This is a genomic window from Paenibacillus sp. FSL W8-0919, assembly GCF_038003785.1.
Lineage (GTDB): Bacteria > Bacillota > Bacilli > Paenibacillales > Paenibacillaceae > Paenibacillus_AQ > Paenibacillus_AQ lactis.
Genome location: NZ_JBBOPV010000002.1, coordinates 86073 through 111268 on the forward strand (window position 1 = coordinate 86073; position 25196 = coordinate 111268).

The window sequence follows — 25196 nt, forward strand, 5'->3', positions numbered from 1 at the left end:
ACTCTTTCACGCTCCACAGGTCCTTTTTAGGGACTCGGTTCTTTGTTGCCTCTATCTTCGCGCATTCCGGGGGTGTTGAACATGGCAAAAGTATTACGAAGCGGCAAATCCGGGTTAAAGTTTTCCGTTTCACCGCTTTTCAACCCCTGATACAATAGAGAGATAGCCTGCTTAACGAACGGAGGTTGACCATGGCCAAGGAAAGCTTTGACAAGGAGATCCAGTTTCTGCGCATGCTTGCACTGACGAGCGGCGCCTACAGCCGGCAGCAGTTCGCCGACCGGCTCGGCATTTCCGTACATACCTTTGATAAAACCATCCGGAAGCTGAAGGACATCGTCAGCACCGTGCACCAGCAGCTGCCCATGGAGCAGGGCGCCGAGCTGGCTGATGCCCTCCGGTTCAGCTACTATGAGTCGGCCGATCCGGTACTGCTGTTCCTGTTCCGCGCCAAGTCGGTCAAGGAATCCGAGGGACTCCGGATTTCTTTGCTCCTCAGCGCCATGCGTGATGAGACCTTAACGGTCTCGGAGCTGCTGGACGCCTGCTGCGGCGGAACCCCGGACGGCGTTCCCTACCCGGATGAAAAAACGGTCCGCTCCGACCTGAAATATCTCGAGGAGGTCGGCGTCATTTGCAGGGAGCCCGGTCCCCGGCCTTACCGGTACCGGATCCGCAGCGAGCTTGTCCATGAGCTGTCCGAAGAGGAGCTCCTGGACCTCTATGACTTCGTTGATATCATGGCGAATACACAGGTGCCATCCGTGCCGGGATACCTGCTCCGCGACGGGCTTAAAAAGCAGCTTCAACGAAGCGAAGCCATGCCGTTTACCGAGACCCTTTTATACAAGTATCACTATCATTCCCGCATCTTAGACGAAGCGCATCTGTTCACCCTCCTTAAGGCCATCCGCAATCGGCACAAGGTACGCTTTCTGTACTTTTCGCCGAAAACGGAGCTCAGCTATGCGTCTAAAAATACAAACCCGCTGTTCGAGCGGGAATCCAAGGGCAGATGGGAGAAGGTGCTTCCGTTGAAGGTCGTCTACGACCACCAGTACGGCAGATGGTATCTGCTCGCTAATGGCCGGGAAGGCATTCGCAAATATCGAATGGAGGGCATGACTCAAATTGAGGAAGATGCGGCGGTTGACGAGGCATGGTTCGAGGCGAAAATGCAGGAGCTGGAGGAGCGTATCCGGCACAGCTGGCTGATCGATACCGGCCGTCCGGTGACGGTTCGGGCCCGATTTTTCCACCCAGGAGTCTCCGGGCCGAGCTTCGTGAAGGAACGCGTACTGCTGCAAGGACAATGGGGGGAGATCATCGAGGAAGACGAGGTCTCCTTCATATACGAAATTACCGTGAACGGCACAACCGAGATCAAGCCTTGGCTGCGGAGCTTCGGCTCTGCCTGCGAAATTCTGGAGCCGCTGACGCTCCGCCAGGAAATGATCGACGAATGGAAGGAGATCCAGGCCGCCTATGAATCCGTTTGAAAAAATTTTTAACTACCAGATCCTATCCCGGCTCGAGGACTCGGGCACGTTCATGGTGACCTCGCAGGAGCGCAGCTGGCTGAAAACGATGCTGGACCATCCGGCTGCAGCGGATGCCTTCTCCCCTGCCACGCTGGAGAAGCTGCGGGCGATCCTGGAACCCGATGCGGGAATGGAAACCCCGGAGCATCTGCTGGAAAAAGCGAAGGCCGCCGGCAAACCGGTCGTCCACCCGCTGCTGCGGCCATTGCGCCGAGCGATCATGCGCAAGCACGCGATCTGCATCTCCTACGCAATCAAGGGCGGGCGTACCCATAAGGACCAGCCTGGGCTGCCTTATAAGCTGGAGTTCTCCATGGTCAAGCAGGAGTGGTACCTGCTCTGGTATCACCGGAAGAACCGCTCACTGCTCCGCACCCGGCTGTACAGCATCCTGTCGGTGTCCGAGGAACCGATCGCCGAATCCGATGCGGACCGCATCCTGGAGAGGATTCCGCAACTGCTCGATGCAAGGCGGACGGAAGCCGTCATTGACGTCGTCCCCCGGTATAACGGGGAGCTGTCCCGAATTCTGTACGCTCTCTCCTGCTTCGATAAGGAAGTAACGTATGACGAAGGGCAGGATACCTACAGTGTCCGGCTCTTGGTGCCCGGTGACGAGCAGGAGTATCTGCTATCCAAGCTTCGCTTTCTCGGCCGGCGGGTGCGCATCCGGGAGGGTGCCTATTTACGGCGGCGGATGCTGGAGTCATCCACGAAGGCGCTGGAACGGTACGGCATCGTCTCGGCCTGTAAGGAAGAAGTGCCAAAGGGATAGGAAATTATGTTAGTGAGGTGAATACATGAGGAGCAAACGGTATTTCGTTAATGTATTTGGTAAGATTTTCGCGATGCTGTTGTTGGTTATGGCCCTTGGCTGCTCGGGAACCAGCAAGCAGGATGTGCTAGATTTTCTATCATCCGATTCGAAAGATCAATATAAAATCCATTTATTCTATGAAACTTACTCGGGTCTCGACATGCAGCTTCTTGAATTCATGAACTCCAGCGATGTTCTCTTGAAAGTGATTCAAGGCATTCAGGTATATGATCTCGAGACCCCGACAAACCGAGACATCGCCGACAAAATCGGCCTCAACCGATTTCCTGCGATCATGGTAACGAACGATAAGGAAGTGGTGCTGAAAACTCAGGAGCTGGAGGACATACGAAGCTTTTTCAATGATATTGTTCAGTAACACCAATCCATTGCTCCTATTTAAAGCTTGGATCTTCTTTTCCTAAGCAGCATGACTGCGGCTCCGATGATGGCGAATCCGGCAAAAATAACAGCTCCCACAGTATAATATTTCCCATGCGCATTCGTAGAATCAGATGGAAACAGTCTTCCCCCCGCTGAACCAGGAGGGAGCTTCCGACTTTCTTGATATTGCCGAATCAGTTGATTCCCAAGCGATTGGATGTCGATTTCCTGTGTATTGCTCAGCTGATGTTCACCTGCTGTTTGTATATATTTCTCATTTTGACTAATCCCCAACAGACCAAAGGCTTGATCGTAGATCAGCTTGGTATCCGGAACGGCTGCTAATTGTTGACGGGTATCGATTATCGCCTGAACGGGGCTGATTCCACTCGAGAGCCTGGAGATGCTCCAAGTCCCATTTTCTTTGGTAACGTCTACGTTCCCAACAGGTTTTCCGTTCTCCTCCATAACAAATAAAAACCCGCCGTGTTCAAAAATATCATCGCTTGTGTGCTCCCCGTCTGCACTCGAAGACTTCAGAAATTCGGATGAGACGATGTAGTAAGGCTGCCCTTCACCAAGCTGTACATCCTCCGTGTCGGTGATCCCATAATCATCCTTAACCGGACGTAAAGAGCCTGATGTGTAAGTCATAAACTCAGGGTTTACCAGTTCCCTAATTTCCTCAACGGGATCTACGGATGCCTCAGCCGGATGGATCATAAACAGCGAAAAGATCATCAATAGGACGAAACCAAGCTTCTTTTTCACAGGCAACATCATCCCTCCCCACTTATTCACCGAGAAGCGTCAACATAGAGGCAAATCTGATCAAATCTGATCGGCTGCTGATTCTATATTAGTACCTCAAGTATATAAAAAGAAACGATATCGCCAATAATATCGCTTCTTTATTTCATCCAGGAGATCCGTCGAAAGCGAAATGTTCCTTATACAATGCTAGGCAGCGACATCTTTTTAAATGTGAATTTCTTTAATCACCTTCGCAGGATTGCCGCCGACAATCATGTTGTCCGGAACATCTTTGGTCACCACGGCTCCTGAGGCGATAACCACATTATTGCCAATCGTAACACCCGGATTAATGACGGCGCGTCCGCCAACCCATACATTGTTGCCGATCATAACCGGCTTCCCGTATTCCGGTCCCTTGATCCGTTCATACGGATCCACCGGATGCGTAGCCGTGTAGATGTGAACGCCAGGTCCGAACATACAGTTATCGCCAATCCGTACCTCGCATACATCCAGAATAGTGCAGTCAAAGTTGGCGAAGAAATTTTCACCGACATGAATGTTGTAGCCATAATCGAATCGGATGTTCGGCTCCATCTTCAGGTTATTCCCGGTCGATCCCAGCAGCTCTTTAAGAATCCGCACCCGCAGTTCCTCGTCGGCTTCGGTGGTTTGGTTATACATGCGCGTCATCCGTCTGGCATAGGCCTGCTCACGCACCAATTCAGGGTCCCAAGCCTTGTATAGCTCTCCATCGAGCATTTTTTGCTTTTCTGTTTTCATGTGGTACTCCCAATCCTCTCTCATATCATGTATTTGTTCCGAAATGGTTAGCGTCCGGCGAATATGGCCGAAGAACCCGGGATATCAGCGGTTAATTGCCTACAATCGTTTCTCCACCAGCTGAAGCGAATAGGCCAGGCTTTCGAGGGTCATTGTGATCAGCCCGTACATATAATCCTCCTCCGGATGCTCGAGCAGGGTCAGCTGCGGCATATGCATCTCCGGAATCGATTTCAGGCATTTCTGACGAATAAGCTCCACATCGGCGTGTCCGACCAAGCTCCCCGTAAGAGCGATCGTCTCCGGATTCATAACCGCAATCAAGCTAGATACCATACGGCCAGCCAGTGCATGAAACGTCGACCGGTCATGCAGCTGCCGAAACTGCTCTTCTTGGGACATGCCCAGCGGCAAAAAGGCAATTTCTCCCGCAAACCGAGTGCTCCCTCTGTGGATATGTCCATTCACCATCAGACCTGCCCCTGGAAGGCTGCCTTCGATAAAGGTCGCAACCGCAACCGATGTTTCTTCCTCATATCCCTGCTTCCGGTAGAAGCCGTACACGGTGAGATTCATGTCGTTCTCGATAATGACTTCCACCCCATGCTTTTCACGAATGGAAGCCTCCAGCGGAACGTTAACCAGCTCCCGGATATCGCTAGTATTCATGACTCCCTGATGAACAGCTCCCGGTACGCCAAGGCCAACCGCACGGATTTGCGGGAATTGACCGATGATCTGGTCAACCAGCCTATGAACCGCAGCAAGGTCAACCCGAGCATGCTCCTGGTATCCTTCCTCGATGGTCTCTCCCGCGAGGTTAGCTACCTTATAGGTTAACGAATGGGTCTTTACTCCAGCTTTGATCAGAATGCAGGCAACATAAGAAAAATGCTCATTATACTTGTACAATCTGGCCGGGCGGCCGCCGCTTGGCTCCTCCATCCCCAGCTCCAACAGCTCGCCGTTGCCGAGCAGCTCATTTAAAATGCTGCCGCAAGTGGCAACGCTCAGACCTGTTGCTTGTGCCACCATGGACTTGGTCCCCTGCCTCATGGCTCGGAGAGCCTGCCGGACTAACTCTTGATTCATTTTCTTGATCTGCGTCGTATTATTGCTGATTGGACTCATGAATGGTGCGCCGACTCCCTTGCCTATTATTAAAATACTTTTAATAAGTAATAAAATATATGATTTCGCTCTTGCTGTCTACCCTTGTATCATTTGAATTAGGGATGGACGAAAGCTTTAGCCCTTAGCATTAGAAAAAAATTATTCGCGAAAAACAAAAGTCGCCTCATCACGGCGACTTTCTTATGTATTACGGTTGTACGGCAGATCTCCAAGGACTTTCCTGCGGAACAGCTAGGAGATGACAAAATAGCATTTTCTATAGTCTATCCGTCTTTTTTACATTCATCGTTTTCATTCATACAAACGGTACATAGACAGCTCGCTGCTCATAGGTACGGTCATCGCGAATGCTTCCTTCACATCACGGCCCTGCTGAATGATCTCATAGAACAGCCGCAGCACGAACATTAGCGCATCGTTACCGTCCGGATAGTCATCCGGCCCGATGAACATGTTACAGCCCCGGGCAAGGAACGCTTCGGCCAGCGCCGGATCTCCCAGCGTGCAGCCATTCGCGATCACCGTCTTTCCGTCCAGCCTTGCAAATCGCCGGATCTCGTCCGGCCCGAAATCGCCTTTCGGTTCGTTTGGCTCATATACGTCATCACCGAGCTCCGGCATGATTAGACGGCCTTCATCCCCGTGAAAACTCAGCAGAATCATATCGGTGCCTTCATATAAATCATCGCCGGACAAGACGTCGATCAGGTCATTCGGCCTGCCGATCCAGTAGGTAAAGACGCGTACCCCGAAACACTCCAATGCCGCCCGCACGGCCTGGGCCTCCATATCACTATCCGGTCCGCATACCAGCGCGACCTGCATCACAGGCTTACTCATTTTCTACATTCCTCCTGTTACCCTAACGATATTTTTGAGCGCAGAGCCCTTATATATTGGGAATCTGCCAATCGATCTCCGGCAGACCCGCCTCACGCAAGAAGCGGTTGGCCCGGGAGAACGGACGGCTTCCGAAATAACCGCGCATTGCCGAATACGGACTCGGATGCGGTGACCGGATCAGATGATGTTTCGGGTTCGAAATCAGTTCCGCCTTCCGCTGGGCATGGCTCCCCCAGAGGAGGAAGACGACCGGCTCCTCCTTCCGATTCAGCGTCTGGATCACCTGATCCGTGAAGGTTTCCCATCCCATCTCCTTGTGCGAATTGGGCGTGCGCGCTCGAACCGTCAGCACCGTGTTCAGCAGCAGCACTCCCTGCTTGGCCCAAGGAACAAGATAACCGTTGTTCGGAATCTCGCAGTTCAGATCATCGTGCAGCTCCTGAAAAATGTTCTGCAGCGACGGCGGCGGCGTCACGCCCGGTTTGACCGAGAAGCTCAGCCCATGGGCCTGCCCCGGCCCGTGATAAGGGTCCTGCCCAAGAATGACGACCTTCGTATCGGCAAACGACGTATAATGCAATGCGTTAAAAATATCATACATATCCGGATAAACCCGTCTCGTCTTATACTCTTCCGCAAGAAATTTGCGCAGCCTCAAATAGTAGGGCTTCTCAAACTCCGGCGTCAAATAGTCAGCCCAGTCATTTTTCAATATCGCCATGGTGTATCACCTCGGTTAAAACAATGGATGTTGGGTAAGGGACTTGTCCAACTTATCTATTTTTACGAGTATGTCGTTTGCCTTTCAGAACAGTTAAGGGTGCATGCTCCCATTCCTTGCTGAATGCCCTGCCAAAGTTTCTTACGGACTCCTTATGGACGGTCAGCATAAAATCCTGATCCGATCCAAAAAATCTTAACCTGTAGCAACCTTCTGGTCCTGTCTCCTCCCAGTCCAGCTGATATAGATGTTTTTCGAACGACATGAACAATCCTTTCGAAGGCATGCTGTGCAGGGGTTCAACGGGAAACTGTGAAGTGACCTTGATATAATTTCTGATCGTTATATTGGTCCAGCCAAACTCAAGGTCATATATAAGCTGCCCCGCCTTGCAAAACTTGAACTGAAGCCGACATCCCTAAATTCAACCCATGTCCCCGGCTCACGCATATCCTGAAGCACCGCCAAAGGATGGCCTCCTTTTGCTAGGCATACTCTATCATTCGTTAACGAATCTATCACGATGAGCAGCTGTTCTCCTTCATCAACGCCGCCCTTCTAATGCTCTCCTTCGTCCAAGGCGGCGCCTGCGAGTGATTCATAATAGCCTCGTAATCCAGCCAGTGCACCGCTTCGACCTCGTCAGGACTTTTGCAATAGGCCGTTCCCTCTTCGTATTCACACAGGAAAACCACGTTAATGACATGACTTCCATCATCAGTTACAAAGGAAGAGCTGTATACGAATGCAGCCTCATCTTTAACCCGGATTCCGACCTCTTCGAACAATTCGCGCCTTACCGTTCGCTCAAGAATCTCCTGCGAATGCCCTTCTTCATCGACTTTGCCTCCTACAAGCGAGAGAGTCCCCCCGGCATGCTCCTCCTTCATGCTGCGAGTAATGACGAGCCATTGCCCGTCCCTGTATACGGCACCTTCTACGTTGACGATGAACATCGAATCCCCTCCTCCCGGTCAAGGACCTTATGTAAGTTCGTCAGCTAATCAAAAGATTACTAATCTTTCATAAAAGAAATACATTGTATCAACTTTCCAGTCCAGAGAATCTACTATAATAAGTCCGGAATTGGATTTCTACTTATTCCAAATATAACAAATCGGAGCCGAAGGGATGAAATAATGAAGAAACTAAGATTAGCAATATTAACCGCACTATGTCTCCTCGCAGGTTGCAATCAAGCATCTGACGTCCCCGCAATGAATTCAACACTTTATGAATCCGATATCCATGGGTTGAACACAGACACCAATGAAGCTCAGCAATATACCTTAAGTTTTGAAATTGCTGACATAGAGAAGCCGCTAATGGAAATAACTGCAAAGCAACTAACCAATAGCATACTTACACAAAAGATCGGTGACTACACCGTGTATTTTTATCATAAAAATCGAGATCATGGAGAGGTTAACGCAGCTATACAGCTGGGAACAAATCGATTCGAGATCGGTCAAGTTGGCTACTCTGCACAAAATACTGAACTGTTTACAGTTAAACAAGTTGATGCATTAGGCAAAAACTATATCAAAGTCAGTGGCGCATGCGGAGCAAACTGTCCGATTAGCAACTACATTGATGTAGATACGGGTTCTCCAAGAGTAATGAGAATTGAAGCACATACCGTAGAAGCGGACGTTGACAAGGATGGAATTAAGGAAATTGTCTCTACGGTCGGTACGATTGCTCAAACTTCAATTTACAAACTAGAGCCCTCTCATATTGTTGTAGCAAACCTAAATGAAACGCTGGGAGTTCAGGAAGTGACTTATGACAATGAAGCCAATACATTTGTAGCGGGTACTACGAATTGGATTGTAGAAGGTGGGAGACTACAAGAAATTGTTCGATAATGATATCCCAAACACGATCCCGATCGAAATGCCAGTTATAAAATTATCCATAATCCAACCCAAGATGACGCCTATGAAAAGCCCATAGCCTAATCCCCAGTACGACCGTTTGTCCTTGCTCATTGCCGCCTCCAACTCCTCCGGAATCATTTCCTAGTATATACGCTGGAATATTGCTATTGTTCCGAAATTGTTAGATGCATCATCGTTAGTCTCCCATTCAAACGAAACTAAATAACCAGTCACCGGTTAATTTACGGCGACTGGCTGCTTAAACTTGCAAGGTGTTTTGATCCCTGTCTCACAAACGGGGGTCATTCTCAACAAAGTGAGACAGGGTGCTTTCTATTAGGGGGATTGTCAGAAATGCCGGGAATGCCCGTATACATCGTGCGCACGATGCGTGGTTTGGAGTATGCCCGGATGGCTGTCGCCTATGAAATCATCCCCCATACGTTATTTCTGCTTACGAGGATCTGCCCGTCTTGCTTCCCTTTTTGAACCCATCGGACTTGCGCTTACGGGCTTGGCCATCCTTAGGGTTCAGAGCAGCTTCCGACTTCAGCTTACGTGCCATCTCTAAATACGGATTATTAACGGCCTCCGCTTTCGGCTTACGTGGCGAATTCGTGCTCGAATCGCGAGCCGCGTCTGATTTCGGTTTACGAGCCTTGTCGGTCTTTGGCTTGCGAGTGGTATCGGCTTTCGGTTTAGCAGGTCTGACTGCTGCCGACTTGGCTTGGCCGGGCTTGGCCGAGCCCGATTTCGGGGATTGGTCTACCTTGGCGGCTCTTAATGAGCCGGACATCGGATAGGCATGATCCTTCACTTCCGGAATGGACTTTCCGATTAACTTCTCTATATCCCGGAGCAAAGGCACCTCGTCCACTTCACAGAACGAAATTGCCGTTCCACTCAGCCCCGCGCGCCCTGTTCGGCCAATCCGGTGAACATACGTTTCGGGGATATTCGGGAGATTGAAGTTAATGACATGTGACAGCTCGTCGATATCAATGCCTCGCGCGGCGATATCCGTTGCCACCAATACCCGCGTCTCGCCGCTTTTGAAATTATTAAGTGCGTTCTGACGGCTGGTTTGCGATTTGTCGCCGTGAATGGCCTGAGCCGTAATATTCACCTTGTTCAGACCGCGCGCAACCCGGTCAGCTCCGCGCTTCGTACGGGTAAAGACCAATGCGGATGCAATCGATGGATCCTTCAGCAGCTCGTTCAATTGCTTCTGCTTACTCCCCGTTTCCAGCAGGTACACGGATTGCACGATACGCTCGGCCGTAGAGGAAACCGGGGTAATCTCTACTTTCACGGGATTATGCAGTAGTGTTTTGACCAGCTGGGTGATTTCTGAAGGCATCGTTGCCGAGAAGAAGAGCGTTTGTTTTTTGCTCGGCATTTTGGCGATGATCCGCTTCACGTCATGAATAAAGCCCATATCCAGCATACGGTCAGCTTCATCCAGCACCAAAATCTCCACATGCTGCAGATCGACGTGCTTCTGATTTATGAGATCGATAAGTCTGCCCGGGGTGGCGATGAGAATGTCAGCTCCTTGCTGAAGGGCCCGCTCCTGCGTTTTTTGCGAAACGCCGCCAACAATTGCGGTCGAACGCAGCTTCGTAAACTGGCTATAAGCTTTGACGTTATCCGAAATTTGCAGGGCAAGCTCGCGAGTCGGCGACAACACCAGCGCGCGAATGCGGCGTCCCATACCTGGTTTAGGAGGCTGTTCGTTTAACAGCTGGATCATCGGTACCGAAAAAGCAGCGGTCTTCCCTGTCCCGGTTTGGGCACAGCCAAGCAAATCTCTGCCGGCTAACACAGCCGGGATGGCCTGAGCCTGAATAGGCGTCGGCGTCTTGTAATTCTCCTTGGCCAGCGCCTTGAGAATGATCGGGGATATATTTAAATCTTGAAATGTCATGGGGTCTCCTTTATGGTGAATACCTGAAATTTAAGTCATAACACATAACGATACCACAGATCGGCATGAAAAAAGAAGCGGAATTTATCTCCGCCTCTTGAAGTCCGGCTATGCTGTTGGCGATCCCCGAACTGTTGATATAGCTTTTACCTAACCTTAATGATCCTCCAGCATTGCTTTCACATGATCAAGCGAAATCTTGACACTCTCATAGCCATCGATCTTGATGCGATCCTGCTCAACAACGACCCACTTGTAACCCAAGGACTTGGCCTTTTCGATAATGCCTTTCAGATCAAGGATGCCCGTTCCTACCTCGGTCATCTCTTTACCTTCTTTATTTACCATGTCCTTCACGTGAACGGTCTTGCAGCGGGAACCGAAGTGTTCCATAACCCCCACCGGCTCACGGTCAGCATGCGTCGTCCAGAACATATCGATTTCAAAGCCCAGCTCTGCTTCCGTTGTTGCTTCTCGCAGCATCTCCAATATCGGCTTGTCTCCGAACTCATTCGTAAACTCATGGTAATGGTTATGATATAGAAGATCCATGCCGGCAGCCTTGATTTTCGGACCCATCTCTTTCACAATATCGACCAGGCTATGTACGTCTTCCATCGATTCAATCTTATAGTACGGGATCACGATATAGGACGAGCCGATCACTTGATTGTAAGCAATAACCTCGTCCAGATGATCCATCAGCTCCTCCACTCGGGTATGGCTGCCCATGGCTTCCAGTCCTGACTTCTCGAGCATCGCCTTCATCGCTTCTGCCGAAATATCGGCAAATCCTACGAATTCAACGCCGTCATAGCCGGCCTCCCTTACCTTTCCAAGCTTCGCAGCGAAATCCTCCTGATCGTAATCCCTCAAAGTATACAACTGTAACGCAACCTTCAGATTTGTCATGCGGGCTCGTCATCATGTTAGCGCTTTCGATGATCCTTGCCGCTTGCGGAGGCAAAGATTCCGGTTCCGGCGCCAAGAACGATTCTGGACCTGTCGCTGAAGGAGATTTGAAAGAAAAGGAGCTCGTAAAGCTTAACGTTGTCATAATGGGCAATAACAAGAAAGATACCGCCGAGGTCGTGGAGGCAGTTAACTAAATCACAAGAGAAAAGCTAAACGTCGAGATGGACCTCACGTATATACAAAACGATCCTGTTATGGATCGTTTTTTTAATTACAATATGCTGATGCCTTAGCGCGCAGCCCCGATCAATCGCTTTTATATGCAGTCAGATTACGCCCCAAATCTCTGCCGATACCCGCATTTTCGGCATAGCTCCTCGACGGCTTCCCGGCGCGAAAATCCATCCACAAGGTTGTTGGCCCGCTCCCCGTCAACGATATCCGAGAACGACGTTCGGTGGATATTACCCAAATTAATGACGCCTTCCCCGTCCAGACAGCACGGCACGACCGTCCCGTCCACGAGAATGGCGGCCTGGCTGCGAAGCGCATGACAGAAGCCTTTGCCGTCATCCTCAGGTGCCGACAGGCTTGGCCATTGGAATTCGTAGTCCTGGTTCAGGTAGACGTTCTCGGCCACCTTCACGCCACCGCCGGGCTCCACCTTTTCCTCGATGCGGTAGTCGAGATTAAATTCCTTCTCCAGAATTTCAAGCGTCTGGCGGTTTCGCTGCTTCTCCAGGTTCGTTTGGTTGTCCTGCGTCAAATTCCACAAGCGGAAGGAGAAGATCACATTATGCTCCTTGGCATCCCGTACGAAAGAGAGAATGTCCCGCAAATATCCCTCACGGTCCGTGGAGCCGACATGGCCGTCAAAGCTGTGGAGCGAGAAGTTCATCTGCCTTAAGGCCGGCTTGCCCAGCAGCTTATGCCGGTTCTTCGCGATCAGCGTGCCGTTGGTCGTGATGTTGACCTTGAACCCTTTTTCATGGCTCACATCCAGCAGCTGATCGATCTTCGGATGAAGCAGCGGCTCCCCCTTCACATGCAGATAAATGTAACTCGTATGCGGCTTGATCTCGTCCAATCTTCTCGCGAAGTCCTCCACCTTAATAAAGTTGGCCTTACGCTCCGTAGGCGGGCAGAACGTGCAGGCCAGATTGCAAATACTCGTAATTTCTATGTAAACCTTCTTAAATTTCTTCAAGATCTTATCCCCTATCCAGATGTCTATGATCGCATGATGATGATCTGCTAGTTTGCTAGCTATCAATCATCCACATCGTACCATAGGCTGGCTTTTACAGCTACAACTACAGCTACAGCTGTAAATATTAATCTGATGCCATTCTGTATAAAGTAAAGAGAAGAGGGGGCCCCCTCTTCTCTCATTTTGCTCGAATTAACGTTCACCGTATATGTTGGAATGCGCAACTTATCAGTATCAAACATACTCAGCAAGCTCTTCAAGTGTCATGAATCTTAGCGTGATGGAATTTCCCGTGGGGCCTCGTTTGGCTGCAGCTTATAACCCTCCTTGGCAGGTCGAGCTTCTGTTGAAGGAGCAACAACTTGGTTCCCTTCACTTACGACCGCCTCCGAAGGAGCTGCTTCTTTAGGAGGAGCTACAACCTGGCTTCCTTCATTCTGAACGCCGGCTTCCGCCGGGGCAGCTTCTGTTGGATAGGTTACAACCTGGTTCCCTGCTTTCTCAACGACACCTTCCCTAGGAGCAGCTTCTATTGGAGCAGCTACAACATCGCTTCCTCTATTCTCGACAATGACCGCCATAGGGGCAGCTTCTTTGGGAAGAGTTACAACATGATTTCCTTCATTCTCAACGACGACTTCTCTAGGGGCAGGGGCAGCTTCTTTGGGATAAGTTACAACTTGGTTCCCTTCATTGCCAGCTACGGCTTCAGAAGGCGCCGCTTTAGGGGCCGCTTCGCTTGGTTTAGCTTCCGGCCGGCTTTCCTCATTGCCAACGACTTTGGGCGAATTGCCAGACGCCCATGCCGCTGCGGATGTGCTAATTGCACCCACTAAAAACAACGCTGTTATGGTGAGGTACACTGTTTTCTTTTTAGGCTTCTTTACATTAAGCATCATCATCAATCTCCTTTTCAATTGTTTGCCGTCACCGGATAAGGAGGCGCAAAATTGCACGGGCAAATTCCTTGATCCTGCCATGACGCTTAAGATCGTCTCCCCATAGCGTTTTCGCTGGGTATGAGACATCTCTTGTACGACTTCTTCATCACAGGACAGCTCGCTCCAAAGATGAATATCCTTGCGAAGGATGTGCACCAAGGGATTAAACCAATGCAAGGCGCTTGCTCCGAGCGTGAACGCTTTGATCCATAGATCCTTCCGTTTCAGATGGACCAACTCATGACGAATCACCATGTCCAGGTTAACGGTATTCTCTATAGGGAGATAAATGGTTGGTCTCCATAGGCCGACGAGAACGGGACTCCGAACGATGGGGCTGTAGGCAAGCCTGACGCTGCTTTTCACACCAAGGGCTTCCCTGACGAAAGCGAGCTGTTTGGCTGCTTCGCTGCTTTCCGGAGCGATCGTACGGGTTGGTTCTAGTTTCATTAAAAATCTGCGATAACAATACATCTGCCATGCAGCAAAAGCTATAGCGCCGAGTGCCCATAAGAAAATAAGTACAACGGCCGCGGTTGCTGACAGGGTCAGTTCCGGGACGAGCAGCTTCGGATGAACTGCCGAATATGGACCAGGCAGCGCATGCTGCACAGTTGAAGACAGCTCGTTCGCGGTGGGAGCGGTTGCTGTTGCATTGAATGTAAACAACGGCGAGATCCACTGAATGCCAAGGGCTATGGGCACAAGATAAAAGCCTACCGCCATTTTGCTCATTCCATAGCGCCACTTTGCAGGAAAGGCATTGGCGGATACGGTCCGCAGCAATAGTATGCAGGCTACGACGGCACTTCCAGCAGCGGTAAGGGTAAACAGCATTTGGAGAATCGTATTCATCATGCCCCCCTACTTTTCCGAGAACCATTGCTTCAGCTCTGCGATATCTTCATCTGAAAGCTTATCGCCGTCATATAAAGCTGAAATTAGATTTTTAACCGAGCCCTGATATAATCCGTCCAGAACATGCTGCGTTTCCATGAGCTTATAATCTTCAGGCGAAATGCGAGGCGTATATTTATTCGTCCGTCCATGCCTCGTAGCCGTTAGTGCTCCTTTGTCCACCAAGCGCGATAAGAAGGTGGAAATGGTCTGCGCCTTCCATTCCTTCCCTCTCTCGGCGAACAGTGCAAGTAGTTCGGTGGATGTGACAGGCGGGGTACACTCCCAAATCACCTCCATGAGCTCCATTTCAGTATCCGATAATTTTTGAACCTGGTTCACGGTGAACACCTCTTTACGTCGTTATGCGTCCATAACGTGCTTAATCACTACACAGTGTAGTGATTATAAACTACTACATCATGTAGTGATATGTCAAGCGAAGGGAGTGAATGTACGACTTCATCGAACTTATGCGTACATAGAGCTTATACGTACATCGAGCTTATATGTAAAATTAAAGAACCGCGCGGGAGCGCGGTTCTTTATCTACAATACAGCTTAAATGATCAAGAGCGCCGACATTCCTCGGTCTCCTCTTATTTTTTCACTCGTACAGATATCGTAGTGTTAACGCCTGTTACTTGGATTCTTTGTCGTTATCGTCTGCTGCCTCGCCTGCTTTGTTCCCCAATGCTGCACCAGCGATACCACCTGCAATGGTGCCGATTGGACCTAGAACGGAGCCTACAACAGCACCTGCAACGCCACCGCCAGCGGTGCCTAAAGCTTCTCCAGCGTTAACATCCATCTTGGTTGTGTCGCGGTCAGAATCAACCTTTGAATTACGATCGTTTTTGTTAGCCATCATAGCTCACTCCCTCGAAAAATGGTGACAGGAACAGCTTTCTTGCCAGACCCGTTCCAAAGCCTATCTTGCCCTAACCGTGGAGAAAGAATTCTTACAATTGTTCCTGCCCGGATTCCTCTCCACTCCAAAATAGGTTGCGTATTTTAGACGATGTTTGCGGATTATGGGATTATGTAAACGTTATCATCCCTGCTACAATGAACATGCAATTACGAAATGAACTATGTTCAAGGGGGATCAACCATGAAAAAGCTGTCGATTTTACTACTAACCTGCATGCTCATTATAGGAGCGCTAAGCGGTTGCGCCAGCGGCGAGTCCGACTCCGGTTCGTCGAATAAGCTCGTCATCTACAGCCCGAATAGCGAGGAAATCATCAAAACGATCATTCCGATGTTCGAGAAGGAAACCGGGATTACGGTTGAGCTTGTTACGGCAGGTACGGGCGAAATTATTAAACGCTTACAGTCGGAAAAACAAAACCCTTACGCTGATGTAATGTTCGGCGGTTCGATGGCCGGCTTCCGTGAAAATGCCGCGCTGTGGGAGCCTTACGTCTCTCCCGAAGACAAAAATTTGATCGAAGGTCACCGCAATAAAACAGGCTACGCCACTCCTTATATCTCGGATGGCAGCGTGCTGCTCGTCAACAAAAACCTCATCGGCGACATCAAAATCGAAGGCTATGCGGATTTGCTGAACCCGCAGCTCAAAGGGAAGATCGCTTCCGCCGACCCGGCTAGCTCCAGCTCCGCTTTCGCCCAGCTAACCAATATGCTGAAGGCGATGGGCGGCGATTATGAGAGCGAACAAGGCTGGAGCTATGTAGCCCAGCTGATCGAGAACCTCGACGGCAAAATCGCCAGCGGCTCGGGCGCGGTGCACAAAAGCGTGGCAGACGGTGAATATGTCGTCGGCCTGACTTACGAGGACCCTTCCAGCACCTATGTGAAGAACGGGGCTCCGGTCGAAATCGTGTATCCGAAAGAAGGCGCGGTGTTCCTCGACGCGGGCTCGGCGATTGTCAAAGACGCTCCGCATATGGACAATGCCAAGAAGTTCATCGACTTCATTCTCTCTAAAGAAGCACAAGATGCATTCGGCACCCAATTAACGAACCGTCCGCTTCGCCAGGATACGAAGCTCGGCGACCACATGAAGCCTTATGAGGAGATCTACATGATTGAGGAAGACACAGACTATGTAAGTGAGCATAAATCCGAAATCGTTGAGCGCTATGTCGATTTGTTCACTAGCGTTAAATAAATTATAGAATCAGGTGACAACCATGAGCGTGACCATAACCATTCAAGATTTAGTAAAAAAATACGGCGACACGACCGTCATTCCCGAGCTGTCCCTGGAGATCAAGCAGGGTGAATTCTTCACCCTGCTCGGGCCTTCGGGATGCGGCAAGACGACGCTGCTGCGCATGATCGCCGGCTTCAACAGCATTGAAGGCGGAACGATTCACTTTAACGAGCGTCTCATTAACCAGGTGGAGCCGGGCAAGCGAAATATCGGGATGGTATTTCAAAGCTACGCGATCTTCCCCCACTTGACCGTCAAAGGAAACATTGCGTTCGGACTGGAGAATCGGAAATTATCCAAGGCCGAGATTAACGCCAAGGTCGACGACATCTTGAAGGTCGTTCAGATCGAGCCCTATAAGGACCGCATGCCGAAGAATCTGTCGGGCGGCCAGCAGCAGCGCGTAGCGCTAGCCAGAGCGATCGTGATCCGGCCGGATGTCCTGCTGATGGACGAGCCTCTCTCCAACCTCGACGCCAAGCTTCGCGTCGACATGCGCAACGCGATTAAAGACATTCAAAGAGAAGTCGGAATCACCACCGTCTACGTTACACATGATCAGGAGGAGGCCATGGCGGTATCCGACCGCATTGCGGTCATGAAATCCGGCGTCATTCAGCATCTCGGAACACCTCAGGAGATTTACCAGCGTCCTGCGAACGTATTCGTTGCGACCTTTATCGGCCGCACCAACATTCTTGCGGGAAGTATAACGAAAACGGCAGGCGGCAGCTATGCCTTGCAGCTCGGCTCCGGCTATGCAGAAGAGCTGTCTAACATCGAGGTTCCGAGGGCCGATGCCGCAGCTAATACGCTAAATGTTCAAATCTCGGTTCGGCCGGAAGAGTTCATTCTGACCGAGGATCAGACCGGCATGAAAGCAACGATCGTACACAGCGTATTTCTGGGGCAGAACACCCATTATTTTGTGGACTTGGCGTCCGGTCAACGCGTGGAAATCACCCAGGAATCGAAAGCGTCACAGATCCTCGAGCCTGGTCAAGTCATCTATCTCAAGGTAAAGAAAGAGAAGATTAATGTCTATGATGCGGCAGGAGAGCTGAACTATACAAGGGGCGCCCGGCTATGAGAGACACGCGCAAACGATTTGATGTCTGGACCAACATTTCGTTACTGATCTTTGTGTTCTACATCCTGTTTCTGGCCCTGCCTTTGTTTACGATGCTGTTTAAAAGTGTGTACAACGGCACGACCGGTGATTTCTCGCTGGCTTACTTCACGAAATTTTTCAGCAAGCCCTACTATTTAAATGCCCTGTTCAACAGCGTCAAAGTCACCGTCAGCGTAACCCTGCTTGCCGCGATTATCGCTACGCCGCTGGCCTACATCATGGCAACGGTGAAGATTAAAGGCAGCTCGGCCATTCGGGTGTTAATTCTGATCTCGTCAATGTCGGCTCCCTTTATCGGAGCTTACTCCTGGATCCTGCTGCTGGGAAGAAGCGGCGTCATTACCAAATTCGTGAGCAGCACATTCGGAATCCAAATGCCGGATATCTACGGGTTTACGGGGATTTTGGTGGTCTTGACCTTGCAGATGGTCCCGCTGATCTTCATGTATGTATCGGGCGCCTTGAAGAATATGGACCAATCGCTGATGGAAGCTGCGGAAAGCATGGGCTATAAGGGCCTAAGCAAAATGCGCAAAGTGCTCCTCCCGCTCATTACCCCAACCTTGCTGGCCGGGGGTCTGCTCGTCTTCATGCGCGCGCTGGCCGACTTCGGTACGCCGATGCTGATCGGCGAGGGCTACAAGACCGTGCCCGTGCTGATCTTTAACGAGTTCATCAGCGAGGTCGGCGGCGACGACGGCTTTGCGGCAGCGATCAGCGTCATCGTCGTTCTGTTCGCCACTACGATCTTCCTGCTGCAAAAGTTCGTGGCCAATCGCAAATCCTTTACGATGAGCGCACTGCATCCGATCGAAGCCAAGAAGAAGAAGGGCATCGGCAATATCGCGGCCCATGTAGTTATCTATCTGTACACGTTAATCGCGCTGCTGCCGCAGCTCTATGTCATCTATACTTCGTTCCTGAAATCCAACGGCAGAGTGTTCGTTAAAGGATTCTCGCTCCAAAGCTACCAGGATGCCTTCAGCAATATTGGCGGCGTCATTCTGAACACGTTCTTCCTGGCCATCGTGTCGCTGATCGTCATCATCCTGCTGGCCATTCTGATCGCCTACGTTACCGTTCGCAGAAAGAATGCGCTAACCAACACGCTGGATATCTTCACGATGTTCCCGTATATCGTTCCCGGCTCCATTCTCGGGATCGCGCTGCTGATCACGTTCAACAATAAGCCGCTCGCTTTGAGCGGAACGGTCGTCATTATGATCATCTCCTTTGTCATCCGGCGCCTGCCGTATACGATCCGATCCAGCGCAGCGATCCTGCATCAGATTAACGACGGGATCGAGGAAGCAGCCATCAGTCTGGGAGCTTCCCAGATGAAGACGTTCTTCAAGATTACGCTCCCGATGATGCTGGCCGGCGTTGTGTCCGGCGCGATCCTGAGCTGGATTACCATCATTACGGAGTTAAGCACGTCCATCATTCTGTATACGGGTAAGACCAAGACCGTAACGGTGGCCATCTATACCGAGGTCGTCCGCGGGAACTACGGGGTGGCGGCAGCGCTGTCCACGATTCTGACCGTCATTACGGTGGTATCCCTGCTCGTCTTCCTGAAGCTCTCCGGACAGAAGGAAGTTTCCATGTAAAACCAACAAAACACAGAATACATCCAAGTCGGCACCTGCAGTCTGTAGGGAGCGGCTTGGATGTATATGGATTATCTGCGGTTGCTCCGAGTCAGTATAATAGGTTTGACAGCTAACCGCAGGTGGAGGGCAGCATGAAGCATATCCGTAATCGTAACTTCAAGGAATCAACCCGTCATTTATTTCGCATCTATGCGATGATCCCGTTCTCCATCTTAATCGTATTGTTCCTGGCGTTTACGATCGTGAATGGCAGAATGAACCTGACCCAAAAAACGACCGAAGCCGCCCAGTCCATCAGCCAGACCATATCGGACGTATACCGGCAGTATGAGGAGGAGATTCAGCGGATGGCCGCTTCTCCTACCGTAATCCATTATGTAAGCTCCCATCTGGGCAGCGAGCAGGTATATTCCGAGTTCTATGATTTCAACAATCGGCAGAAGGTCAAGAGCATTTTTCATATCGTCAATACCGACGGGGTCTTTCTGGCCAGCTCCGCCCCGCCCGACGTGCTGTATTCCAATTTCGCCTTCGGCAACCTCATTCATCGGATCGACCAGCGGCCCGGCGACACGCTGACGGAAATGAACAGCTTCCGTTATTCGCATGACCGCGATACGAGCTATACGTTTGGCCAAGCCATCGTGAAGGACAACGAGACGATCGGCTATATCATTTATCAGCTGTACGAAGCCGATATGCAGAAGGTGATTTTCAAGCAAAATAATGAGATTGCCATGATCACCGATGAGCATAACACCATCATAGCCACGACGAGCAATGTGACCAAAGGCGGCTTGAATAAATTCAGCCCCAAGCTCGATAACAAGGGACGCGTACTGCTGAACGAAGGCAAATACTACATGTATGCCAAGCGAATCCCCGGTACGCCGATTCAAGTCGTTACGCTGAATTCCTACAAATCGGAGCAATATACCTACTTTACGGTATCGTTTTTTGTCCTTGCTGCCGGCCTGCTGTTGTGGGTGTTGATCGAGTTTCTGGCGAATAAAATGTCGGCGCGCAACTCCGAATCGATCGATAAATTAATCCATGCCTTGGAACAGCTGCGCGAAGGTAATTTCAATGGCTATGTCGACATTCAGACGAACGACGAGTTTCAAATTCTCGGTAATGAGTACAATGTAATGCTGGATCGGTTGAAAGAGTTGATCGAGAAAAATAAAGAGCTGTCGGAGCTCCGCACGATTATCGAGGTGAAGCAGCTGCAATCGCAGTTCCATCCGCATTTTATTTTCAATGTTCTGGAAACTCTGCGCTATGCCATTAAGATCGACGCGAATCAAGCCCAGGAAATCGTGCTGATTCTATCCCGGCTGCTAAGGTACAGCATCGGGCCTGACCGCAGCGTCCAGCTGAAGAATGACATGAGCTATGTGCGCGATTACCTGAAGCTGCAGCAAATCCGGTTCAACGACCGGCTGGAATATCGGGTTAACGTCGCGGAGGAAACCCTGGATGTATACGTCCCCAAGCTGCTGCTGCAGCCGATAATCGAAAACGCTATCAAATATGGCTATGAGAATCAGAGCGAGGTGCTGATCGAAATTAACATTTACACCTCCACCGGCAAGCTCATATTGGAGGTGCGCGACAACGGACAAGGCATGAGATCTACCGCTTTCCGGAACGATGCAGAGCACCTGCTCTCCTTCAGTGAGATGTCCTTCATTCATCAGCTCCTCCAGCATAATATAGATCGATGCTGCGCCTGTGTTCCCTTTTGTATATAAATTCGTAAACCATTTCTCTTCCGGAATCCTCACTCCGCCAAGGTCCAGTAGCCGGAAGACTTCGTCCCTGAAAAAATGCGATGAATAGTGGCACACCATCCAGTCTATTCTCTCAGGATCAATTCTCCCTTCCTCCACGAGCTCCAGTATTCGATTGGTGCCTACCTTTGTTATTTCATTGACAAGCCTTACATCCTGCTTCAAATTCAGAGCTCCTTGGTCGGCTGCTTCATGAATGGATGGATAGTCCAGCCAGGAACGGATTCCACTCTCCTTACTCATGCCTGAATACATACACACCTCATACTGGTTCGCATAGGATTGGTTATCGATCCATTCAATACGCAGCGACGGCCCATTGGGGGAGGGCTCATTTTGCAATACAGCTGCTCCTGCCCCATCTGAAAGCATAAAACGTAAGAAGTCCGTGTCAAAAGGCACCCGGTTGTTGCTATAAATCCCCTGCGCTTCAAATTTCGTATGTTTGAATTCGCGACTCAAAAACTCGCTGGAACAGGCGATGGCTGCTCGGTGCTCGCCAGCTTTGATATGTACATACGCATTCTTGAGTGCATGCATCCCGCTGGCGCATAAACCGGAATGAGATGCAATTTCCATAGGGGGGAGGCCAGTCTCTGCATGCACCATACTCGCAAACCCTGGCAGGAGCAAATCTGCTCTTGTCGTACCTGTCGCTAAGAAGTCGATATCTTGTTCGGTTACGTTGCCGTTTCGATCCAAGGCATCCCGAATGGCCAGGGAAGCCATCTCAGCGTTTGTGTATAAGCTCTTTTGCTCTTTATCCATGGCATAATAGCGGAACCGAATTTGATTCTTTTCCAGAATGAGCCTTTTGGTTTTGGAAGATTTTCCTCCAATCTTGCCAAGGTAATCTTCCATCTCTTCGTTACTAACCGGAGAACCAGGGAGAAACTTTCCCACACTTGTGATATAAACGGAATTCATAGCACACCTCGCAAATATTTTTTTGGTTAATATTGGTATATTATATTTGTATAAATGCAAGATATGCCCAAAAATTCTAGATAATAGACTTTATTATTCTTCTTTCATGGATTTAACGTACAAAAGGCCCAACTCTAACTCCTGTTCAGGTTAGAATGAGCCTTTTCATGTTAGTTCTCCCGTCCAGCTGCCCCGTAGAAAAACAATTCCATCCATTGATCCATGCTCCAGGTCATCCGGTCTTGATCCGCTGACTCCCAATGCCGCCGCAGTTCATTCTGGAACATCGTGAAGTAACGCACCAACATCTCTTCTGATCGATCCTCCCGAATATATCCCTCTTGCTTGCCAAGCGTGATAAACCTTTTGAAAAAGCCCACGATTTTCTCCTCGCTGTAACGGTCCATTATGTCCATCAGCCCACTCAACTCGGAGGATGGGACTTTCGGAAATTCCTCGCCCAAAATGTTCAGATTCCGTGTCTCCAGTTGCATGATTTCCTTCGTCTTCTCCGGAAAAGTCAACCCGGAATCCAGAATGGCTTCATACTGCTCCAGCTGCTTGTCCATCCAATGGATCAAGGAATCGGCATAGAGCTTCTCTTTTGTACCGAAGTAATTATATATCGTTGCAGGAGAGACCTCTGCTTGCTGCGCGATTTCATTAACGTTGACCTTCTGAAAGCCGTGTTTGAAAAATAATTCAATCGATGCCTCGAAAATTTGCTCCATTTTCTTCTGCTTCCGTCGTTCGTAGCCGTTCATCAGCCTTCACCTCATATGTAAGTTTAATCAAAGTTTTAGACTGATTCAATAAAAATACTACAAAACATATTGAACCATCGGATTCGTGTCGATATAATTGTTTTAGAGTGAAATAATAAATCTACTACATAACTTTTATTGAAAGCCTATGGACTGTTCCAATCATGATGGGAGTGAAGCGAAATGAAACAGCTGCGAATTCCTTCTTATTTGCACGATGTATTTGGAGAAAGGCAATCGGTAGGAGCCATTCTGACAATCCTGCTGTTTGGGGGCATGCTGACGGCTGCGTTATATTACCGATTCCCGGAAATGACCGGCCATTTGCCGGCATGGCGCAGCACGTTGGCCTTATTATTAATTTTCGACGTGTTTGCCGGCTGCATTGCGAATTTTACGGCTTCCACCAGCAACTTCTATGCAGCGCGGCCTGCCAATCGAATCGTATTCATTGCGATCCATGTCCATATCGTCCTGATCGCTTTTCTACTGAATACCGACACGGGTTATGCCTTGGGAATATGGGCTTATACGGTGATCGGAGCATTTATCGTGAATGCTTTAATCGGGAAGCACACGCAATTATTCGCAGCGAGCTTGCTGATGGCCGCCGGTCTGGCCTGCATGCCCATGCTGCCGGGAATCACGTCTTATATGCTGATCATTGGCGTGTTGTTTGTGATGAAGGTATTGTTCGGCTTCGCGGTCGATCATTATGGGAGGGGGTAAATCCTGCCAGTGAAGGGAGTTGAATGATGAGATTTATAAAAAAAAAAGAAAATAAACAAAACATTTACCTTATTATGGGTGTTATATATTTGACAGAATAAAAAGACATAAAATATGTGATTAAAACATTTATTAGGAGGTGGTTACACGGAGCACATTTAATGTAATTTAAGCTTATTAACAATAAAAAGGTGAGGTGCTTAATCAATGAAATTATTGAAAAAGGTATTTTCCCTAGCCCTTGTATTATCAGTAATGTTAATGAGTCTTGGATTCATTGTAAGTGCCGAGGAAATCAGGGATCAGACACCATCTGTTATTGATAAACCGTATGAATATCCTATAAAACCTGGCACAGATGAGTGGAAAGATCTTGCGGACAAAGAAGAAAAACTAAAAGTAAGCCAGATTCCTGAAGACGTATTAACTAAACTCTCCACAGAAGCACTAATTGAATCTGTTTTGAACTATCCTCTTCTAGTTGATATGCTTGCTTTCAATTCATATGAACAAGGTTTCAATGCTGTAGCATCAAATTTTAACGGTCTCCAAGAACTTCTTAAAAGAGATGATGCGGGAATTAAGCTGTTTGAAAAATACAATAAGAAAAATTCCTCTTTGAATGTTGAACAGACTAATTATCGTGATTCTATGTATTTGAAGGTTATGCTATCGCAAAATGTTCTATCTTCTAAGTTGTCTGCTGAACAGCTGAAAGAACTAAAGTCAGGTCATGATTCATCTGTTCAGGCGAACACATACGTTAAAACTCCGAACGGGACAAATGTATTAGTTTACCAAAACCCTGAGATGTTATCCTCTGCAGATAAGGCGCAAATCGCAAAAGATATTGCACTTTCCTATCCAAATGCAACTAAACTGAGGGACGCAACTTCAGTCTATAACTGTCACTCATATGCTTGGTATAGTACGTCCTCAACCAACCCATATTGGATGGATAATCCTAGCGCTTATTGGACGGATGGTAGTTACAAATCCAGCTCTTCGGGTGCAGCTGGTTATAGAATTTATTATTCCACTTCTGGCAACGAGCACACAGGAATTATTAATTCGGTCTTATATGGTCCCCCAGCTCCAGGAAAAGGATGGTCCAGTCTCACTGATGTAACTTCAAAATGGGGGATGGCCGGCTTATATAAACATAGGGCCAATGATTGCCCATATTATTCAAGTGAAAGTGCTCTGAGATATTATTACAGGTAGTATATTGCTTATTAAATAGAGGCAAAATTCCCCATGACGTCGGGTTTTTGCCTCTTTTACATTATAAATTTTGTTCCCTCAAG

Annotated in this window: 24 protein-coding genes and 1 pseudogene; 11 read left to right on the plus strand and 14 right to left on the minus strand. The window is 49.3% G+C overall.

Annotation, left to right across the window (positions count from 1 at the left end):
- The first annotated feature begins 191 nt into the window (after positions 1–191).
- Genes NST44_RS30625 through NST44_RS30635 form a run of 3 tightly spaced genes read left to right on the plus strand, consistent with a single transcriptional unit; the run spans position 192 to position 2737 of the window.
- A complete protein-coding gene (locus tag NST44_RS30625) occupies positions 192–1499 on the plus strand; it encodes a WYL domain-containing protein (protein WP_340901480.1) in 1308 nt (435 codons plus the stop codon).
- Positions 1486–2316, plus strand: coding sequence for a WYL domain-containing protein (locus NST44_RS30630; protein WP_340901481.1), 831 nt, complete (start codon positions 1486–1488; stop codon positions 2314–2316). Before NST44_RS30625 ends, NST44_RS30630 begins: the two co-directional genes overlap by 14 nt.
- A 25-nt stretch (positions 2317–2341) precedes the next feature.
- A complete protein-coding gene (locus NST44_RS30635; protein ID WP_340901482.1) occupies positions 2342–2737 on the plus strand; it encodes a hypothetical protein in 396 nt (131 codons plus the stop codon).
- A 20-nt stretch (positions 2738–2757) separates the two neighbouring features.
- On the opposite strand, the gene NST44_RS30640 is transcribed toward NST44_RS30635, so the two are convergent.
- The 6 genes from NST44_RS30640 to NST44_RS30665 form a co-directional block, all read right to left on the minus strand.
- A complete protein-coding gene (locus NST44_RS30640; RefSeq protein ID WP_340901483.1) occupies positions 2758–3513 on the minus strand; it encodes a hypothetical protein in 756 nt (251 codons plus the stop codon).
- A gap of 207 nt (positions 3514–3720) precedes the next feature.
- Positions 3721–4281 (minus strand): sugar O-acetyltransferase, encoded by a 561-nt coding sequence (locus NST44_RS30645; protein WP_028406399.1) that lies wholly within the window; start codon positions 4279–4281, stop codon positions 3721–3723.
- Positions 4282–4380: 99 nt separating this feature from the next.
- Positions 4381–5412, minus strand: coding sequence for an ROK family protein (locus NST44_RS30650; protein WP_340901484.1), 1032 nt, complete (start codon positions 5410–5412; stop codon positions 4381–4383).
- Between the two features lie 294 nt (positions 5413–5706).
- Positions 5707–6255, minus strand: a complete 549-nt coding sequence (locus NST44_RS30655) for a delta-aminolevulinic acid dehydratase (protein WP_340901485.1) — start codon at positions 6253–6255, stop codon at positions 5707–5709.
- Between the two features lie 49 nt (positions 6256–6304).
- On the minus strand, positions 6305–6979 hold the full coding sequence (locus tag NST44_RS30660) for a uracil-DNA glycosylase (RefSeq protein WP_340901486.1): 675 nt from the start codon (positions 6977–6979) through the stop codon (positions 6305–6307).
- Between the two features lie 518 nt (positions 6980–7497).
- Positions 7498–7935, minus strand: a complete 438-nt coding sequence (locus NST44_RS30665) for an NUDIX hydrolase (protein WP_340901487.1) — start codon at positions 7933–7935, stop codon at positions 7498–7500.
- A 183-nt stretch (positions 7936–8118) separates the two neighbouring features.
- Between NST44_RS30665 and NST44_RS30670 the strand changes: the two genes are divergently transcribed.
- A complete protein-coding gene (locus NST44_RS30670; protein ID WP_340901488.1) occupies positions 8119–8847 on the plus strand; it encodes a hypothetical protein in 729 nt (242 codons plus the stop codon).
- A 466-nt stretch (positions 8848–9313) separates the two neighbouring features.
- On the opposite strand, the gene NST44_RS30675 is transcribed toward NST44_RS30670, so the two are convergent.
- Both NST44_RS30675 and NST44_RS30680 read right to left on the minus strand, forming a co-directional pair.
- A complete protein-coding gene (locus NST44_RS30675) occupies positions 9314–10786 on the minus strand; it encodes a DEAD/DEAH box helicase (RefSeq protein WP_007131180.1) in 1473 nt (490 codons plus the stop codon).
- Between the two features lie 156 nt (positions 10787–10942).
- Positions 10943–11698 carry a sugar phosphate isomerase/epimerase family protein gene (locus NST44_RS30680; RefSeq protein ID WP_007131179.1) on the minus strand — a complete coding sequence of 252 codons (756 nt, stop codon included), beginning with the start codon at positions 11696–11698 and terminating at the stop codon, positions 10943–10945.
- A gap of 14 nt (positions 11699–11712) precedes the next feature.
- Here NST44_RS30680 and NST44_RS30685 point away from each other — a divergent pair, with 14 nt between their 5' ends.
- The gene (locus NST44_RS30685) at positions 11713–11895 is read left to right on the plus strand and encodes a hypothetical protein (protein WP_340901489.1); all 183 of its coding nucleotides are present in this window, start codon (positions 11713–11715) and stop codon (positions 11893–11895) included.
- Between the two features lie 137 nt (positions 11896–12032).
- On the opposite strand, the gene NST44_RS30690 is transcribed toward NST44_RS30685, so the two are convergent.
- From NST44_RS30690 to NST44_RS30705, 4 genes are all read right to left on the minus strand, one after another.
- Positions 12033–12908, minus strand: coding sequence for a radical SAM/SPASM domain-containing protein (locus tag NST44_RS30690; protein ID WP_144870950.1), 876 nt, complete (start codon positions 12906–12908; stop codon positions 12033–12035).
- 275 nt (positions 12909–13183) lie between these two features.
- The gene (locus NST44_RS30695; RefSeq protein ID WP_144870952.1) at positions 13184–14707 is read right to left on the minus strand and encodes a M56 family metallopeptidase; all 1524 of its coding nucleotides are present in this window, start codon (positions 14705–14707) and stop codon (positions 13184–13186) included.
- A gap of 9 nt (positions 14708–14716) precedes the next feature.
- Complete coding sequence (locus NST44_RS30700; RefSeq protein ID WP_028406413.1) at positions 14717–15091, minus strand: BlaI/MecI/CopY family transcriptional regulator; 375 nt, start codon at positions 15089–15091, stop codon at positions 14717–14719.
- A gap of 298 nt (positions 15092–15389) precedes the next feature.
- On the minus strand, positions 15390–15617 hold the full coding sequence (locus NST44_RS30705) for a glycine zipper domain-containing protein (protein ID WP_340901501.1): 228 nt from the start codon (positions 15615–15617) through the stop codon (positions 15390–15392).
- Between the two features lie 246 nt (positions 15618–15863).
- Here NST44_RS30705 and NST44_RS30710 point away from each other — a divergent pair, with 246 nt between their 5' ends.
- The 4 genes from NST44_RS30710 (at position 15864) to NST44_RS30725 (ending at position 21430) form a co-directional block, all read left to right on the plus strand.
- Complete coding sequence (locus tag NST44_RS30710; RefSeq protein WP_340901490.1) at positions 15864–16886, plus strand: ABC transporter substrate-binding protein; 1023 nt, start codon at positions 15864–15866, stop codon at positions 16884–16886.
- 22 nt (positions 16887–16908) lie between these two features.
- A complete protein-coding gene (locus NST44_RS30715; RefSeq protein ID WP_251536591.1) occupies positions 16909–18021 on the plus strand; it encodes an ABC transporter ATP-binding protein in 1113 nt (370 codons plus the stop codon).
- Positions 18018–19673 (plus strand): ABC transporter permease, encoded by a 1656-nt coding sequence (locus NST44_RS30720; RefSeq protein ID WP_251536590.1) that lies wholly within the window; start codon positions 18018–18020, stop codon positions 19671–19673. The genes NST44_RS30715 and NST44_RS30720 overlap by 4 nt, the downstream gene beginning before the upstream one ends.
- Before the next feature lie 134 nt (positions 19674–19807).
- Positions 19808–21430, plus strand: coding sequence for a sensor histidine kinase (locus NST44_RS30725; protein WP_340901491.1), 1623 nt, complete (start codon positions 19808–19810; stop codon positions 21428–21430).
- On the opposite strand, the pseudogene NST44_RS30730 reads toward NST44_RS30725, so the two are convergent.
- Positions 21386–22396, minus strand: a pseudogene (locus NST44_RS30730) (beta-ketoacyl synthase N-terminal-like domain-containing protein); the annotation flags it as partial. The gene NST44_RS30725 and the pseudogene NST44_RS30730 overlap by 45 nt on opposite strands.
- Positions 22397–22566: 170 nt before the next feature.
- Positions 22567–23160 carry a TetR/AcrR family transcriptional regulator gene (locus NST44_RS30735; protein ID WP_340901492.1) on the minus strand — a complete coding sequence of 198 codons (594 nt, stop codon included), beginning with the start codon at positions 23158–23160 and terminating at the stop codon, positions 22567–22569.
- 183 nt (positions 23161–23343) lie between these two features.
- On the opposite strand from NST44_RS30735, the gene NST44_RS30740 reads away from it, so the two are divergent.
- Together NST44_RS30740 and NST44_RS30745 are read left to right on the plus strand one after the other, a co-directional pair.
- A complete protein-coding gene (locus NST44_RS30740; RefSeq protein WP_340901493.1) occupies positions 23344–23889 on the plus strand; it encodes a hypothetical protein in 546 nt (181 codons plus the stop codon).
- Between the two features lie 207 nt (positions 23890–24096).
- The gene (locus NST44_RS30745) at positions 24097–25113 is read left to right on the plus strand and encodes a hypothetical protein (protein ID WP_028406424.1); all 1017 of its coding nucleotides are present in this window, start codon (positions 24097–24099) and stop codon (positions 25111–25113) included.
- The last annotated feature ends 83 nt before the right edge of the window (positions 25114–25196 follow it).

What these genes read in the sequence shown, in the direction of transcription:
- NST44_RS30725 (WP_340901491.1), top strand. Translation starts at nt 19,808, where the DNA reads ATGAAGCATATCCGTAATCGTAACTTCAAGGAATCAACCCGTCATTTA.
- NST44_RS30660 (WP_340901486.1), bottom strand. Translation starts at nt 6,979, where the DNA reads ATGGCGATATTGAAAAATGACTGGGCTGACTATTTGACGCCGGAGTTT.
- NST44_RS30710 (WP_340901490.1), top strand. Translation starts at nt 15,864, where the DNA reads ATGAAAAAGCTGTCGATTTTACTACTAACCTGCATGCTCATTATAGGA.
- NST44_RS30705 (WP_340901501.1), bottom strand. Translation starts at nt 15,617, where the DNA reads ATGGCTAACAAAAACGATCGTAATTCAAAGGTTGATTCTGACCGCGAC.
- NST44_RS30630 (WP_340901481.1), top strand. Translation starts at nt 1,486, where the DNA reads ATGAATCCGTTTGAAAAAATTTTTAACTACCAGATCCTATCCCGGCTC.
- NST44_RS30635 (WP_340901482.1), top strand. Translation starts at nt 2,342, where the DNA reads ATGAGGAGCAAACGGTATTTCGTTAATGTATTTGGTAAGATTTTCGCG.
- NST44_RS30665 (WP_340901487.1), bottom strand. Translation starts at nt 7,935, where the DNA reads ATGTTCATCGTCAACGTAGAAGGTGCCGTATACAGGGACGGGCAATGG.
- NST44_RS30675 (WP_007131180.1), bottom strand. Translation starts at nt 10,786, where the DNA reads ATGACATTTCAAGATTTAAATATATCCCCGATCATTCTCAAGGCGCTG.
- NST44_RS30625 (WP_340901480.1), top strand. Translation starts at nt 192, where the DNA reads ATGGCCAAGGAAAGCTTTGACAAGGAGATCCAGTTTCTGCGCATGCTT.
- NST44_RS30715 (WP_251536591.1), top strand. Translation starts at nt 16,909, where the DNA reads ATGAGCGTGACCATAACCATTCAAGATTTAGTAAAAAAATACGGCGAC.
- NST44_RS30740 (WP_340901493.1), top strand. Translation starts at nt 23,344, where the DNA reads ATGAAACAGCTGCGAATTCCTTCTTATTTGCACGATGTATTTGGAGAA.
- NST44_RS30735 (WP_340901492.1), bottom strand. Translation starts at nt 23,160, where the DNA reads ATGAACGGCTACGAACGACGGAAGCAGAAGAAAATGGAGCAAATTTTC.
- NST44_RS30720 (WP_251536590.1), top strand. Translation starts at nt 18,018, where the DNA reads ATGAGAGACACGCGCAAACGATTTGATGTCTGGACCAACATTTCGTTA.
- NST44_RS30655 (WP_340901485.1), bottom strand. Translation starts at nt 6,255, where the DNA reads ATGAGTAAGCCTGTGATGCAGGTCGCGCTGGTATGCGGACCGGATAGT.
- NST44_RS30645 (WP_028406399.1), bottom strand. Translation starts at nt 4,281, where the DNA reads ATGAAAACAGAAAAGCAAAAAATGCTCGATGGAGAGCTATACAAGGCT.
- NST44_RS30745 (WP_028406424.1), top strand. Translation starts at nt 24,097, where the DNA reads ATGAAATTATTGAAAAAGGTATTTTCCCTAGCCCTTGTATTATCAGTA.
- NST44_RS30695 (WP_144870952.1), bottom strand. Translation starts at nt 14,707, where the DNA reads ATGAATACGATTCTCCAAATGCTGTTTACCCTTACCGCTGCTGGAAGT.
- NST44_RS30650 (WP_340901484.1), bottom strand. Translation starts at nt 5,412, where the DNA reads ATGAGTCCAATCAGCAATAATACGACGCAGATCAAGAAAATGAATCAA.
- NST44_RS30685 (WP_340901489.1), top strand. Translation starts at nt 11,713, where the DNA reads ATGTTAGCGCTTTCGATGATCCTTGCCGCTTGCGGAGGCAAAGATTCC.
- NST44_RS30670 (WP_340901488.1), top strand. Translation starts at nt 8,119, where the DNA reads ATGAAGAAACTAAGATTAGCAATATTAACCGCACTATGTCTCCTCGCA.
- NST44_RS30680 (WP_007131179.1), bottom strand. Translation starts at nt 11,698, where the DNA reads ATGACAAATCTGAAGGTTGCGTTACAGTTGTATACTTTGAGGGATTAC.